This is a genomic window from Candidatus Izimaplasma bacterium HR1 (assembly GCA_000755705.1).
In the GTDB taxonomy this organism is placed as follows: domain Bacteria; phylum Bacillota_I; class Bacilli_A; order Izemoplasmatales; family Izemoplasmataceae; genus Xianfuyuplasma.
The window spans coordinates 853,362-868,318 of the sequence record CP009415.1; the positions used below are offsets into that span (position 1 = coordinate 853,362).

Annotated in this window: 13 protein-coding genes; all 13 read left to right on the forward strand. The window is 32.4% G+C overall.

Annotation, left to right across the window (positions count from 1 at the left end; all coding sequences use genetic code 11):
• The first annotated feature begins 4 nt into the window (after positions 1-4).
• The 13 genes from uvrC (at position 5) to ablA (ending at position 14,810) form a co-directional block, all read left to right on the forward strand.
• Positions 5-1,765 (forward strand): excinuclease ABC subunit UvrC, encoded by a 1,761-nt coding sequence (gene uvrC / locus KQ51_RS04265; RefSeq protein WP_038469313.1) that lies wholly within the window; start codon positions 5-7, stop codon positions 1,763-1,765.
• A gap of 12 nt (positions 1,766-1,777) precedes the next feature.
• The gene (locus KQ51_RS04270) at positions 1,778-2,659 is read left to right on the forward strand and encodes an exonuclease domain-containing protein (protein ID WP_038469316.1); all 882 of its coding nucleotides are present in this window, start codon (positions 1,778-1,780) and stop codon (positions 2,657-2,659) included.
• Positions 2,660-2,726: 67 nt separating this feature from the next.
• A complete protein-coding gene (locus KQ51_RS04275) occupies positions 2,727-3,722 on the forward strand; it encodes a LacI family DNA-binding transcriptional regulator (RefSeq protein WP_038469319.1) in 996 nt (331 codons plus the stop codon).
• A 477-nt stretch (positions 3,723-4,199) separates the two neighbouring features.
• Complete coding sequence (locus KQ51_RS04280; RefSeq protein ID WP_038469322.1) at positions 4,200-5,681, forward strand: UDP-glucose--hexose-1-phosphate uridylyltransferase; 1,482 nt, start codon at positions 4,200-4,202, stop codon at positions 5,679-5,681.
• The gene (locus KQ51_RS04285) at positions 5,674-6,711 is read left to right on the forward strand and encodes an aldose epimerase family protein (protein ID WP_038469325.1); all 1,038 of its coding nucleotides are present in this window, start codon (positions 5,674-5,676) and stop codon (positions 6,709-6,711) included. The genes KQ51_RS04280 and KQ51_RS04285 overlap by 8 nt, the downstream gene beginning before the upstream one ends.
• Positions 6,712-6,892: 181 nt before the next feature.
• On the forward strand, positions 6,893-9,244 hold the full coding sequence (locus KQ51_RS04290; RefSeq protein WP_052609181.1) for a glycoside hydrolase family 2 protein: 2,352 nt from the start codon (positions 6,893-6,895) through the stop codon (positions 9,242-9,244).
• A gap of 321 nt (positions 9,245-9,565) precedes the next feature.
• A complete protein-coding gene (locus KQ51_RS04295; RefSeq protein WP_038469327.1) occupies positions 9,566-9,988 on the forward strand; it encodes a MaoC family dehydratase in 423 nt (140 codons plus the stop codon).
• Between the two features lie 2 nt (positions 9,989-9,990).
• A complete protein-coding gene (locus tag KQ51_RS04300) occupies positions 9,991-10,638 on the forward strand; it encodes a CoA transferase subunit A (protein WP_038469330.1) in 648 nt (215 codons plus the stop codon).
• Positions 10,638-11,297: a 3-oxoacid CoA-transferase subunit B gene (locus KQ51_RS04305; protein WP_038471722.1), complete on the forward strand. Its 660-nt coding sequence runs from the start codon at positions 10,638-10,640 to the stop codon at positions 11,295-11,297. Before KQ51_RS04300 ends, KQ51_RS04305 begins: the two co-directional genes overlap by 1 nt.
• Positions 11,298-11,302: 5 nt before the next feature.
• Complete coding sequence (locus KQ51_RS04310; RefSeq protein WP_038469335.1) at positions 11,303-11,686, forward strand: hotdog domain-containing protein; 384 nt, start codon at positions 11,303-11,305, stop codon at positions 11,684-11,686.
• A complete protein-coding gene (locus KQ51_RS04315) occupies positions 11,686-12,510 on the forward strand; it encodes a 3-keto-5-aminohexanoate cleavage protein (protein ID WP_038469338.1) in 825 nt (274 codons plus the stop codon). The genes KQ51_RS04310 and KQ51_RS04315 overlap by 1 nt, the downstream gene beginning before the upstream one ends.
• Before the next feature lies 1 nt (position 12,511).
• On the forward strand, positions 12,512-13,540 hold the full coding sequence (locus KQ51_RS04320) for an L-erythro-3,5-diaminohexanoate dehydrogenase (protein WP_038469340.1): 1,029 nt from the start codon (positions 12,512-12,514) through the stop codon (positions 13,538-13,540).
• A 10-nt stretch (positions 13,541-13,550) separates the two neighbouring features.
• On the forward strand, positions 13,551-14,810 hold the full coding sequence (gene ablA / locus KQ51_RS04325) for a lysine 2,3-aminomutase (RefSeq protein ID WP_038469343.1): 1,260 nt from the start codon (positions 13,551-13,553) through the stop codon (positions 14,808-14,810).
• Positions 14,811-14,957: the final 147 nt, after the last annotated feature.

Sequence of the window (14,957 nt, forward strand, 5' to 3'; positions counted from 1 at the left end):
TATTATGGATTTAAAAGAAAAAATAAAAAGTATTCCCAATTTACCGGGATCATATCAATATAAAAACAAAGATGGAATCGTTATTTATGTGGGGAAAGCAAAAGACCTAAAAAAACGTATTTCATCTTATTTTACGGGTTCTCATGATACTAAGACATCACGTTTGGTTATGAATATTACTGATATTGAATATATTGTTACTAATAGTGAGCTAGATGCATTATTATTGGAATTGAACTTAATAAAAAAATATAATCCACGATATAACATAATGCTAACAGACGATAAGACTTATCCATATATCGAAATCACTAACGAGAAACATCCGAAACTTATAGTAACTAGGAATATAAAAAAGAAATCAAGACTACTGTTTGGACCTTATCCAAATGTTCAAGCAGCGAGGAATACGGTTAAACTGTTAAATAAAATATACCCTTTAAGAAAATGTGAAAAACTTCCTAAACAAGAGTGCTTGTATTATCACATGGGACAATGTCTTGCCCCTTGTATAAAAGAAGTAAAAGAAGAAGAGTACAAAGAAATAAAGAATTCAATTAAGCAATTCTTAAAAGGAGATATTTCCCAAACAGTTAAAAAACTAGAATCGTATATGCATGATGCTAGTGAAAAACTTGAGTTCGAAAGAGCTCATGAATATAAAAAAACAATAGAAAGCATCAAAACAACCACAAACAACCAAAAAATAAATCTAAATGATATGAAAGACAGAGATATTATTGGTTACTATTTCAATGAGTATCTATTATCAATTGAAATATTCTTTGTTAGAAATGGTAAAATCAGTGCAAGACATCAAAAATTATTTGAGTATTATGATGATCCTGTCTTAACAGTAGAAAACTACATCGCACAGTTCTACCAAAAAGAAGCAATTCCTAAAGAAATCTTTGTTCAAAAGGATTTATCAACAGAAATTTTAGTAAGTTATTTGAATACTAAAATTGTTAAACCTTTAAAAGGCGATAAATTCAAATTGTTGAATTTAGCAATATTAAATGCTGAACAAGGTCTAAAAGAAAAAACAGAAATAGTAAGAAGAGAATTGGATAGAACAATCAATTCTGTAGAGCAAATCGGTGAGATATTACAGATACCAGCACCTTATCGAATTGAATGCTTCGATAATTCAAATCTATTTGGAGAAGATGCGGTCAGTAGTATGGTTGTATTTATTAATGGTAAACCAGCAAGAAGAGAATATCGTAAGTATAAAGTTAAAACAATGGACAATAAAGCATCGGATTATCATACAATGAAAGAAGTATTGTATAGAAGGTACTATAAAGTGCTAATGGATGATTTAGATCAACCAGGATTACTCCTAGTTGATGGAGGACTTCAACAGATTAATGCAGCAAAAGAAACACTTCAAAGTCTAAATGTTGATATACCTATAGCTGGACTAGTTAAAAACGAAAAACATAACACCTCACACCTATTGACCTCATCTTTAGAGAAGGTAGAATTAGATAGAACATCAAACGTATTTCACTTATTGACTAGAATTCAAGATGAAGCACATAGGTTCGCAATTAACTATCACAAGAAAGTTCGCTCTAAAGGGCTCTTCAACAGTCAACTAGATAACATAGAGGGTATAGGAGAGAAAACGAAGGACTTACTTCTAAAGCACTATAAATCAGTAAACATTATTAAGCTAGCAACACTAGAAGAGTTAAAAGAATTAGGTTTAAATCATAAACAAGCAATCAATTTGATCGATAAATTGAAGCAAGAATAGCCAGGTGATATTATGAAAGAGACAATTTCGGGAAGAATTCTATCATACGATGAAGAAAATCGTATGATTTCACTACATGTATCAGATAAAATAAGATACTTTTATATACAACGGTCATTACTAAATAGAATAGCAAAATATATTGAAATTAATAGATTCATTCAATTTGCTATTACAGATGAAGAAAGACTCTATCGTAGACACAAAGTATCTACAGTAGACTACATCATTAAGATAATGCAAATAAGATACAGAAGAAATATAGTTTATTATGATGTAAAGAACATCAAAGTTGGCACTAAAGCGCTAATTAACGACCTTGAATATAAAATGTTTCTAGATCTAGAAATGTCAATGCATCCTTATAAAGTGGATAAAAACTTTGTTCAAGAAGTAATTCAAGTGGGATATATTCTTGTGGATAACAACGATAAGGTTATTGAAACTTATAATCAGAATATACGACCAACTATCCACAAAAAAATAACAAAAAGAACCATTAAATTCTTGGGTATGACACAAGAGGAAGTGGACAGTGGAGTCGTTTTTGACGTTTTCTATGACAAGTTCAAAGATGTTATACATAAGTACAATCCAGGTATCGTAGTGTGGGGAAGAAATGATTTCCTAGCACTAAACCAAGCATATAATATCAATCATGTGCCTTCGTTGGCTTCAAAAACAAGGTATATTAACCTACTGAAAATACATAAGAATTTCTTTAATCTAAAGAATGATCTAGGGTTATTTAACGCTCTTAAGCTTTATGAAAGTTTTGATGAAATTCAAGCTCATAATGCATATGAAGATGCCGAAGTAACTAGGAAAATATTTTATGGATTTAAACAGGTGGTAAACAATAAGTTGAATGTGGATATCTCAAGTTATAAGTAAAAAAAACTTTAATCTTTAGTAAAAATGTAGTATAATTTTACTGAAGATTTTTTTATGGGGTGATTGTATGGCAACACTGAAAGAAATAGCTCTAAAGTCAAATACTTCTATCACGACTGTTTCTCGTGTTCTTAACTACGATAAAACGTTGTCTGTTAGTGAAGAAATGCGTAAGAAGATAATTGATACTGCTTCTGGTATGAACTATCGTACACCGAGAAACAGAACGAAAATTAAAACTAGTAAAAAAATACGAGTAGGAATAGTTCATTGGTATAATATCCACGAAGAAATTGATGATCCTTATTATATTCAAATTAGAAGAGGTATAGAGAAGCTTGCAAGCAAATCTAATATCGAAACAACTCTAATATATAAGAAAAGTGATACCTTCAATTTCAAAGACAGTGGACATTTTGATGGGCTTATTTGTATTGGTAAGTTCTCAAGGGCTCAAATTAACCAGTTCAGACGAGTGACCACTTCAATAGTATTTGTGGATAGTTCACCTGATATTAATGTATATGATAGTGTAGTTATTGATTTTACTAAAGCGGTTGAAGAACTATTACAAGAGTTGCTTATGGAAGGCTACAACGCGATTGGCTACTTAGGTGGAACGGAATATGTTAGCAAGTCCATTAAACTAGGTGAAAGACAGGAATTAGTCTTTAGAAATTTCCTTTTTGAGCGCAATAAGCTTGATACTAGGTTTATTCATATAGGAGCATTTTCTACTGAATCGGGGTATTTAATGATGAAAGAAGCATTATCGAAGAGTGAATACGCTAGAGCGTATTTCTGTGCTAATGATTCTATAGCTTTAGGAGCAATGAGAGCAATTCATGAGAAGAGATTAAAGATTCCAGAGGATATTGCTATAGTAGGGTTCAATGATAACCCGAATAGTGAGTTTACATACCCACCTTTATCAACAGTAAAAGTTTATACTGAGTTTATGGGTGAGCAGGCTCTCTTTAGTTTAAACGAAAAGATAGAGGGAAGATCAATTCCAATTAAAAAGATTATCCCAACAAAGTTAGTAAAAAGAAGTACATTTTAGTAAATATTTACTTAGGGTAAAACGAATTAGGTCGATTTTGGTCGAAATTAACCATTATAACCTGAAATTCTAGAAAAAAAATCCTCAAATTTACTTTTTGCAGTCTAATTGAATTGGCCTCGTATAAATTTTGATTATTTGGATGGATATTTCTTTCGAACTGCAATCGATTTGAGTACATAAATATACTTAAAAATAACGGTACAATATTAAATCTAACTTCTTGAGTTATATTCTTTAAAAATAAGGTAGGAAGATTATTGTCTTAATGATCCTAAATACTTCATAAAGTGTAATTAAAGGTGCTTTAATTATTAGTGCTACATAATAATGAAAAGGATTGACGATCTTGTACATCTAATAGATTCAATATTAAAAGTGAATAAGAGTAAGGATGTAACCCGAAATGCGACAACATCGTAGATATTATATCTTCAATAGGGTACTTCCATCAAAAATATAAGGAGGGATTCTCTAATGATTAATCTTTCAGAGGATATTTTAAAATTAATTGAGTATGCTCAACATAATGGACTACTAAAAGAAGAAGATAAAATCTATGCAATCAATAAGATTTGTGATTTATTAGACGAGAAGAATTTTAAACTAATCGATATTAGTGATTTCAAAATGGTCGGTGAGCCAAGTGCCTTACTAGATCCTCTTTTAAATAGCGCTAATACTAAAAATCTGATCAATCCAGATACAATTACAAGAAGAGATATATTTGAGGCAAAAATCATGGATTGTCTATTACCAAGACCAAGTGAATTAAATCATAAATTTAATTCATTCAAAGATACTGTAGTGGCTACAGATTGGTATTATAACCTATCAATTAAAAGTAATTATATAAAAACATCAAGGACCTCAAAGAACGTTATTTGGAAATCAAAAACAAAATATGGAAACCTTGATATGACGATTAATTTAAGCAAGCCTGAGAAGGATCCACGCGACATAATAGCTGCTGGCAATAAAACAAAAAGTAGTCACCCTCAATGTTTGCTTTGTAAAGAGAACGTTGGATACAACGGAGCGTCAACAAACGTTGGAAGAACAAGTCATAGAATTATTCCATTGAATATCAATAATGAAGAATTCTATTTACAATATAGTCCATACGTTTATTACAACGAACATTGCATTGTTTTAAAGAAAGAACATGAACCAATGAATGTGACAATCAATACTTTTAAAAGACTATTTGATTTTGTAGATCAATTTCCACATTACTTCTTAGGTAGTAACGCTGGATTACCAATAGTTGGGGGGAGTATTCTTTCTCATGAACATTACCAAGGTGGAAGACATTCCTTCCCAATTGAAAGAGCTAAGGTACTGAATTCATTTATAAGAGAAAATGTCACTTATGAACAACTTTACTGGCCTCTTAGTGTAATTAGACTTTCATCAAAAGATAAAAACCAAATAATAGACCATGCTGATAAATTATTTAAGTTCTGGGAAAACTACTCAGACAAAGAAGCAGGGATTTATGCTTATACTGAAGATGTACCCCATAATGCAATAACGCCAATCGCCCGTAAAGAGGATGATTTATACATTGTTGATATGACTTTGAGAAACAATTTAACTAGTGAAGAATTACCTTTAGGAATCTTCCATCCACATCCGGGGCATCATCATATTAAAAAAGAGAATATTGGCTTAATTGAAGTAATGGGTCTAGCTGTATTACCTGCTAGATTAAACGATGAAATACCAGCCCTAAAAGAAGCTTTACTAAATAATAAAGAGTTAACAAAATATACTCATCATCAAGAATGGTTGAAGTACTTAAAATCAATCTATAAGAATGAAGACATCGATATATTCATAAATGATCAAATTACTATCAAGTTTATGAAATGCATTGAAGATTCAGGTGTCTTTAAACAAACAGATGAAGGAATTAAGCAATTCAATAGGTTTGTGAAGGAGTTAAGCTATGTATAAAATTGACAAGCATAAACTAGGAGACGAAGAATTCACATTTATCGAAGTAAAGCAAAAAGATATTGAAGTAACGTTTATGGACTTTGGTGCGACAGTAATGAGTATATTAGTACCAGATAAAGACGGTAAAAAAGAAACAGTATTACTTGGTTATGACAAGTTATCTTCATATATAGATGGGGAAATGTTTCTAAACTGTATCATTGGACCAACAAGTGGGCGTATTAAAGATGCTACATTCAATATCGATGATTCACCATATCATATTGAAAAAAACTTTATGGAAACAGAAAATCTTCATGGAGGTAATGATTGCCTTGGATACAAGTTCTTTGATTTTGAGATTATCGATGAAGAAGAGCAAACACAAGTAATCTTTAAATATCATAATCTAGAATCAGGTTCTAATTTCCCTGGTAACCAATTAATTCAGATTGCTTACACAGTTAGAAAGACTGAACTTAAAATTGAGTTTATGGGAGATACAACTGAACCAACAATACTCAATTTATCAAGTCATTTATACTTCAATCTTTCTGGTAACTTAAAAAGACAGGTCCTAGATAATGAATTATCAATAAATGCTGATAAAACAATATCTTTAGACAGCAAATTCGTGCCTGTTAAAGTTGTGTCATTACTTAATACTCATTTAGATTTTAATAAATCTAAAGTGATAAAGGATGTTTTTACTGAAGATGTCTACAAACGACCTGAAAAAGGGATCGACAATCCATATCTTTTGAACAACGTTGACTATAATAAAGCGCAAATAACCCTTAAAGATCCAATCAGCAAAAGGAAATTGGAAGTCTATACAACATATCCATGTGTAGTATGTTATACTCACAATTTTCCTGATGGGCTAGATTTACTATTCAACCGAAAACACGATAAACATTTAGGAATATGTTTTGAAACACAAAATCCTCCTAACGGAGTTAATATAGAAGGTTTAGCTAGTAGTATTCTCCGCGAAGGTGAAGACTATTATCATAAAACCCTTTATAAATTTAATGTCGAGAAGTAATCCATAAGTAAATGGAATGAAGAAGTAAAAATAAGGCAATATATCAATCTAAGAACTTTTTGGACCTTGATAAGTCACACAATACCTATTAAACTAAAAGTAAATCACTTTCTAAATACCTGAGTGGCAAGTAAATATTTGATTAAACAAAAGTAATCTTTTATAAAAGAGGTGAGGTTAAGTGGGGAAACTGCAGATTAATACAACTTATTTAAATCATGATTGGGAATACATTCCTGACTATAACGAGAGTTATATCAGCGAATTCCCAGAAAGCACTAAAATACAATTACCACATACAAACATTGAATTACCTTACAATAATTTTAGTGAGAAAGATTATCAATTTGTTTCTAGTTATAAAAAGACGTTTACTTTTGAAAAAACGGCAAGGAAAAGGTATATTCTTCACTTTGACGGAGTGATGGAATATGCTGAGGTTTACTTAAATGGTAAACAAATAGTTACTCATAAAGGTGGGTATACTCCTTTCAAAGTGGAAATAACTAGAAGGCTAAACAAAGGAGAAAACACCTTGTTTGTTATGGTGGATAGTACAGAGAGAAAAGATATTCCTCCTTATGGTTTTGTCGTTGATTATCTGACCTATGGTGGTATTTATAGAGAAGTATATATAGAAGAAAAAGAAATGAACTATGTTGACAATGCCTTTATTCATGTAGAAAACGACGAATTAAACATTCGTATGTTTTTAGATGTAAATACTATTAAAGACACAATCTTTAAATTTAATATCTATAAAGAGAATCAATTAGTGTATTTCTTTGAAAGAGAATATGATCTTAAAAAGAATAATGTATTAGTAGTTGAAAAAGTATTTCTAGATTTATGGGAATTAGATGAACCAAATCTTTATGAACTAGAGATCATAATGAGTGATGAAAAAGCATTTAAATCTAAGTTTGCGAACCGTAAAATTGAGATGACAACCAAAGGATTCTTCCTTAATGGTAAACATCTTAAACTTATAGGACTTAATAGACATCAGTCATACCCTTATGTTGGTTACGCAATGCCAAGCTCAGCACAAAAATTAGATGCTGACATCTTAAAGTACGAATTAGGGGTCAATACTGTTAGAAGTAGTCATTACCCACCAAGTAGATACTTCTTAGACCGATGTGATGAGATTGGATTACTTGTTTTTAATGAGATTCCAGGATGGCAACATATTGGTGATAAAGAATGGCAACAAGTAGCTATTGAAAATATTAAAGAAATGATTTATAGAGACTATAATCATCCTAGCGTTTTTATATGGGGAACTAGAATAAATGAATCACAAGATAATGACGAATTTTACCAAGAAACAAATAGAGTAGCTAAACTCTATGATACGACCCGTCCCACAGGAGGAGTAAGAAACTTTGCTGGTAGTCATCTTGTAGAAGATGTCTATACCTATAATGATTTCCTTCATAGAGGAGACAATGCCGGTATTTCCAAACCAAGGAGTATCTCAAAGAAAAAAGTACCATACCTTGTTACTGAATATAATGGACATATGTATCCAACGAAGAAGTTCGATGATGAATATCACCGTGAGTATCAAGTTAAGCGTCACTTAAAAGTGCAAAACGACTCATTCAAGTATGAAGAAAACTGCGGTGCAATTGGTTGGTGTATGTTTGATTATAATACTCATAAGGATTTTGGTAGTGGTGATAGAATTTCCTATCACGGAGTTATGGATATGTTTAGAATTCCAAAAGCCGCTGCTGGTGTATACAAGTCTCAAGATGATGAATATATATTCTTAGAAGTAGTAAATAGTCTTCAAATAGGTGACAGAGAAGCGTCAGAAACTAAAGAAGCAATTATCTTAACTAATGTAGATAGCATAAAATTTTATATCAATGAAGAATATGTTGGTGAGTTCTTTCCTAGTGAAGAGTATAAACATCTACCTCACCCACCAATACTAATTGATGACTTTATCGGAAGCATGATTCATGAGAATGAAGAATTCACAGATAAAGATGCTGATATTGTTAAAGATATACTTTTAACCATTATGAGAACTGGATCCAAACTACCATTACTCAAAAAAATCAAAATGAGAATAATCCAATTCAAATATAAACAATCAAATGATCAAGTATTGAAGATGTATGACAAATATGTCGGCAAATGGGGCTTAGAATCACTTGAGTACAAGTTTGAAGGAATAAAGGACCAATTGGTTGTTATTACCAAAACAGTTGGTACATCGCATTCAAATGACCTTTATATTGAATCTGATCACTTTACTATTAAAGAGACTTCAACTTATGAAACAACAAGAATTATCATTAAACATCTAGATCAAAATTTACGACCACTATTATATTCTAATGAAGCAATTAATATTAGTATTGAAGGACCATTGAAGGTAATCGGACCTTCAAATTTAGCTTTAGTGGGTGGTAGTATTGGTTTGTATGTAAAAACTATTGGTAAGAAAGGTACTGCAAAAGTAACTATCTCATCAAATAATTTTGAAGACAAAATAATCGAAATTGAAGTAAAATAAAGAGAGTAGATTTACACTCTTTTTATTTTTGTAAATACCTATAAATAAGCATTGACAAACGCTTACATATTCTAGTATAATAACTACGTTAAGGGACTTTAGAAAATACAGAGGAGCGATATGTTTGGTACTTAAAGTATGATAATGGGATGAACCCCAGAAGCCTTTAAGGAATGTACCTATCGCCGAAAATGACATTATGTTCATATAGTGTTATTTGATGAATAAGGACACACTTTATTCATTGTCATTTAAAATGATGAGCTGTTTATGAATTTTTTCATAAATAGCTCTTTTTATTTTTTATAAAGGAGGTTTCCAATGATTGGGAAAACAATTAATGAGATTAATGTAGGCGATAAAGCCTCACAAGTGGTAGAAATTAAAGAAGAAAACGTAGAAACGTTCGGAAAGATTACTAACGATTTTAATCCGATTCACTTTGATAGTGATTATGCTGCAAAGACAATATTCAAAAAGCGAATAAGTCATGGTATGTATGTTGGATCTTTATTTAGTAAGGTCTTTGCTAAAGATCTGCCTGGTGAAGGTGCCATTTATATTGGACAAAACTTTAGATTTAAAAGACCAGTATATTTCGGTGATGTTATCAAAGCAGAAGTTATAGTTAAAGAACTGAATATAGACCGTAACAGAGTTTACTTTGATTGTGTTGCTTATAATCAAGATAATGAAATAGTTATAACTGGTGAAGCTGAGATAATGCCTCCAAGAAAGGTGTAATTATGAGTAAACTTATTAAAAGAGAACAATTGAAAGATTTTGTCTTTGATGGAATGAGTATAATGGTTGGTGGATTCATGGCTGTAGGTACTCCTGAGAATTTAATGGATGAACTAGTGAAAATTAACGTGAAAGACCTAACAATTATCTGCAATGATGCTGGTTTTGTTGACAAAGGAGTAGGTAAATTAATCTCTAATGGTCAAGTAAGTAAATTAATCGCTTCTCATATAGGTCTAAACCCTATGGCTGGACAACTTATGAGTGAAGGTAAATTAGATGTAGATCTTAGACCCCAAGGAACTATGGCAGAACAGATAAGAGCGGGTGGTGCTGGACTTGGTGGAATTTTAACTCCAACTGGACTCGGTACTATAGTAGAAAAAGATAAAAAGATTATCTCTCTAGAGGGCAAAAGATATATTTTGGAACCAGCGCTAAAGGCTGACCTTGCTTTGCTTTACGGAGCTGAAGTGGATAATCTTGGAAATACAGTATATTCAAAAACTACAAGAAATTTTAACCCAGTTATGGCAACTGCAACAAAACATGTTATCGTTCTAGCGCGCAAACTGGTTAATGAGATTAACCCTGATCATGTACTGACCCCTCATATTTTTATTGATAATATTATCGAGGAGGTGCAATGATGGATAGAAAAGAGATAAAAAACTTTATTGCTAAACGTGTTGCAAGAGAATTTCATGATGGAGATGTCATTAATTTAGGTATTGGATTACCTACCCTTGTCGGTAACTTTGTACCCAATGATATCCACATATTTCTACAGTCAGAAAATGGTTTAATTGGACTTGGTCCAGCTCCTACTGAAGATAACATAGATCCTGATATAACTAATGCTGGTGGTCAGCCTGTTACGTTGCTTCCTGGTGGTATGTACTTTGATAGTTGCACTTCATTTGGAATTATTCGTGGTGGACATGTTGATGTTACTGTATTAGGAAGTTTACAAGTTGATGAAGCAGGTAGTCTAGCTAACTGGATTATCCCTGGTAAGATGGTCCCTGGCATGGGTGGTGCAATGGACTTAGTAACAGGAGCAAGAAAAGTAATTCTTGCAATGACACATACTAATAGAGGAAAACCTAAGATTCTAAAAGAGTGTACATTGCCTTTAACAGCTAGAAATCAAGTTAATCTCATAGTTACAGAGATGGGAGTTATCGATGTTAAAGATGATGGGTTACACTTAATTGAATTTAACCCAGAATTCACAATAAATGAAATCATTGAAGCTACTGAAGCGACATTGATTATCAATAATCCTAAGAAAATGGTATTGGAGTGATATAAATGGAAAAAGTAATGATAAGAATAAGACTTAGTGCACATAATGCACATTATGGTGGAGGGCTAGTTGATGGCGCTTACTCACTACAACTCTTTGGAGATGTAGCTACAGAATTACTAATTAGATCAGATGGTGATGAAGGTTTATTCAGAGCATATGATAATGTAGAGTTTCTTGCACCTTTATATGCAGGGGACTACATAGAAGCATATGGTTGGATTACTAAAAAAGGCAATACATCAAGAAAGATGGAGTTTGAAGCATATAAAGTAATAAAGGCATTACCGGATTTAAGTGATAGTGCTGCTGAAGTATTAGAGGAAAGAATTTTGGTTGCAAAAGCATCAGGTACATGCATAGTTCCGAAGGATAAACAACGCTTCTAATGGAAAAATTAATCATAACTGCTGCTATATGTGGAGCAGAGGTAATGAAGGAACATAATCCTTACGTTCCTTATACTATAGAAGAGATTACAACTGAGGCTTATAAAGCTTATAAAGCTGGAGCAAGTATTATTCATTTACATGTACGTGAAAATGATGGAAAACCGACCCAAAATATAGATAGATTTAGAGATGTTATGAACGAAATTGCAAAAAAATGTCCAAAAGTTATCATACAACCGTCCACAGGAGGAGCAGTTGGGATGACAAATGACGAAAGGTTGCAACCAACCCGTTTAAATCCGCAAATGTGTACGCTAGATTGCGGTAGCGTAAACTTTGGTGGTAGTGAAGTATTCATTAACACTGAGGATGACATCAAGTACTTCGCTGAAAAGATTTATGAAAGAAATATTTTACCGGAGTTAGAATGTTTTGGAAAATCACATATTGACCAAGTTTTAAGATTATACAAAAAAGGAATCATAAATGACCATTTACATTTTAGTTTTGTCCTAGGTATTAATGGTGGGCAAACGGGTGAAGAACGAGATTTTCATTTTCTAAGAGAAAGTATTCCACAAAATGCAACATATAGTGTTGCGGGAGTCGGACGTTATGAGTTCTCACTCGCAGAATTAGCTATAAAGTATGGTGGCCATGTTCGTGTTGGGTTAGAAGATAATATATATATTGAAAAGGGTGTTTTAGCTGAAGGAAACGCTGATTTAGTACGTAAAGTTGTTGAATTAGCTAAAAAACACAATAGAGAAATAGCAACACCAGAAGAAGCTAGAAGAATTTTACACATTAAGGAGAATTAACATGAAAACTTGTAAATATGGTACTAATCGCGTTATTGAGCCAAAAGGTGTTTTACCTCAAGCAGCAGTAAGAGTCGATAATACAATGGAAATATATGATAATGAGATCTTAATAGATGTTATAACTTTGAATATCGATAGTGCATCATTCACACAAATTAAAAAAGCTTGTAATAAAGATATCAATAAGATGGAAGAAATGATTTTAGATATCGTTAAGACGAAGGGTAAAATGCAGAATCCAGTCACAGGTAGTGGGGGGATGTTGATAGGCTCTATAGCGAAGATAGGAAAAGACTTCCCTAACAAGTCAATCAAAGTAGGAGATAAAATTGCGACCTTAGTATCACTTTCGTTAACTCCGTTGGTGATTAATAAAATTAATTCAGTCAATATTGATAATGATCAAGTTAATATTGAAGGACAAGCAATTTTGTTTGAATCAGGTATCTTTGCAAAAGTACCAAATGACATGGATGAACATTTAGTCCTTGCTGCATTAGATGTAGCAGGTGCACCAGCCCAAGTTAACAAACTTGTTAAAAAGGGCGATACAGTAGCAATTATCGGTGCTGCAGGTAAAAGTGGAGTACTTTGTGCTTACCAAGCAATGATTAATGCTGGTGATAATGGAAAAGTTATTGGAGTAGTAAATGAAGAAAAGCAAATTACACAATTAGAGGAATTAGGATTATGTCATGAGATAGTATTAGCAGATGCAACAAATGCTATTGATGTATATGATAAAGTAATGGCAGTTAATAAAGAAGCTGTTGATGTAACAATCAATGTTGTAAATGTACAAAACACAGAAATGAGTTGTATCTTAATAACTAAGGATACAGGAACTGTGTATTTCTTTAGTATGGCCACTTCATTCACAAAAGCAGCTCTAGGTGCTGAAGGTGTAGGTAGTGATGTAACAATGATAATAGGTAATGGTTATACTAAAGGACATGCAGAATTAACGCTAGACTTAGTGAATAACGCACCAAAGATTAAAGAATTATTTGAAAGAATATACACATAGGAGTGATATCATGGCAGTTAAATTATATACACAGTATTTAGAGAGAAAAGATAAGTATTTCCCAAATGTTACAGATGAAGAATGGAACGACTGGCATTGGCAAGTAAAAAACCGTATTACTACAGTCGAAGATTTAAAGAAATATATTGAATTAGACGAAAGCGAGTTAGATATTATAAATAATGTACTTGGTCAGTTCCGTATGGCTATTACTCCGTACTATCTAACTTTAATAAATCCTGATAATAAGAAGGATCCAGTTAGACTACAAGCAGTACCTATGGTAAATGAAATGCATGTAGGAATACATGATTTAGATGATCCATTACATGAAGAAGGTGACTCAGTAGTACCTGGTTTAACGCACCGTTATCCCGATAGAGTGCTATTCTTAATCACAGACATGTGTAGTATGTATTGTCGTCATTGTACAAGAAGAAGATTTGCTGGACAAAAAGATACAGGTTCAAAAATGGACAATGTTGATAAGGCAATTGAGTATATTAGGAATCATCCAGAGGTCAATGATGTTTTGATTAGTGGAGGAGACGCTTTACTAGTTAGTGATGCAAGACTTGAATACATCTTTAGTGAACTTCGTAAGATAGATCACGTAGGTGTAATTAGACTTGGATCAAGAACACCAGTAGTTATGCCTCAACGTATCACTAAAGACTTAGTTAATATGATTAAGAAGTACCACCCAATCTGGGTTAACACGCATTTTAATCATTCAAAAGAATTAACACCGGAAGCTAAACGTGCTTTAGACCTAATGGCTGATGCAGGAATACCTCTAGGTAATCAATCAGTACTATTAAAAGGGGTTAATGATTGTGTTAACGTAATGAAAAAGCTAGTTAAGAGACTTATTCAAGTACGAGTAAGACCGTATTATATTTATCAATGTGACCTATCTAAAGGTATCGAACACTTTAGAACACCTGTTTCTAAAGGGATTGAAATTATTGAAGGTTTAAGAGGACACATAAGCGGAATCGCAGTACCTACATTTGTTGTTGATGCACCTGGTGGCGGTGGAAAAATTCCAGTTATGCCAAACTATATTATCTCGCAAGCTCCAGGTAAAACAATATTACGTAACTACGAAGGGATGATTACTACATATCATGGACCTACTAGTTATGATAACGAATGTGATTGTGAAGATTGTGTTGCAGCTAGAAATGGTATCGTTGATCCTGAGTTAGCAAGTAATGTTAGATTAGATCAATACAACGTTCATCGAAAGAGAAGACACAATAATTAATCTAAGACCTTATCTAAAGGATCATAAAGTAATATCAATTATCGGAATCGCAAAGAATGCAGGTAAAACAACCGCTTTAAACCGTATCATTGATGAATATAAGAACGAGCACATAGCTGTTACTTCTATTGGTTTAGATGGTGAAAA

What these genes read in the sequence shown, in the direction of transcription:
- uvrC (WP_038469313.1), top strand. Translation starts at nt 5, where the DNA reads ATGGATTTAAAAGAAAAAATAAAAAGTATTCCCAATTTACCGGGATCA.
- KQ51_RS04270 (WP_038469316.1), top strand. Translation starts at nt 1,778, where the DNA reads ATGAAAGAGACAATTTCGGGAAGAATTCTATCATACGATGAAGAAAAT.
- KQ51_RS04275 (WP_038469319.1), top strand. Translation starts at nt 2,727, where the DNA reads ATGGCAACACTGAAAGAAATAGCTCTAAAGTCAAATACTTCTATCACG.
- KQ51_RS04280 (WP_038469322.1), top strand. Translation starts at nt 4,200, where the DNA reads ATGATTAATCTTTCAGAGGATATTTTAAAATTAATTGAGTATGCTCAA.
- KQ51_RS04285 (WP_038469325.1), top strand. Translation starts at nt 5,674, where the DNA reads ATGTATAAAATTGACAAGCATAAACTAGGAGACGAAGAATTCACATTT.
- KQ51_RS04295 (WP_038469327.1), top strand. Translation starts at nt 9,566, where the DNA reads ATGATTGGGAAAACAATTAATGAGATTAATGTAGGCGATAAAGCCTCA.
- KQ51_RS04300 (WP_038469330.1), top strand. Translation starts at nt 9,991, where the DNA reads ATGAGTAAACTTATTAAAAGAGAACAATTGAAAGATTTTGTCTTTGAT.
- KQ51_RS04305 (WP_038471722.1), top strand. Translation starts at nt 10,638, where the DNA reads ATGGATAGAAAAGAGATAAAAAACTTTATTGCTAAACGTGTTGCAAGA.
- KQ51_RS04310 (WP_038469335.1), top strand. Translation starts at nt 11,303, where the DNA reads ATGGAAAAAGTAATGATAAGAATAAGACTTAGTGCACATAATGCACAT.
- KQ51_RS04315 (WP_038469338.1), top strand. Translation starts at nt 11,686, where the DNA reads ATGGAAAAATTAATCATAACTGCTGCTATATGTGGAGCAGAGGTAATG.
- KQ51_RS04320 (WP_038469340.1), top strand. Translation starts at nt 12,512, where the DNA reads ATGAAAACTTGTAAATATGGTACTAATCGCGTTATTGAGCCAAAAGGT.
- ablA (WP_038469343.1), top strand. Translation starts at nt 13,551, where the DNA reads ATGGCAGTTAAATTATATACACAGTATTTAGAGAGAAAAGATAAGTAT.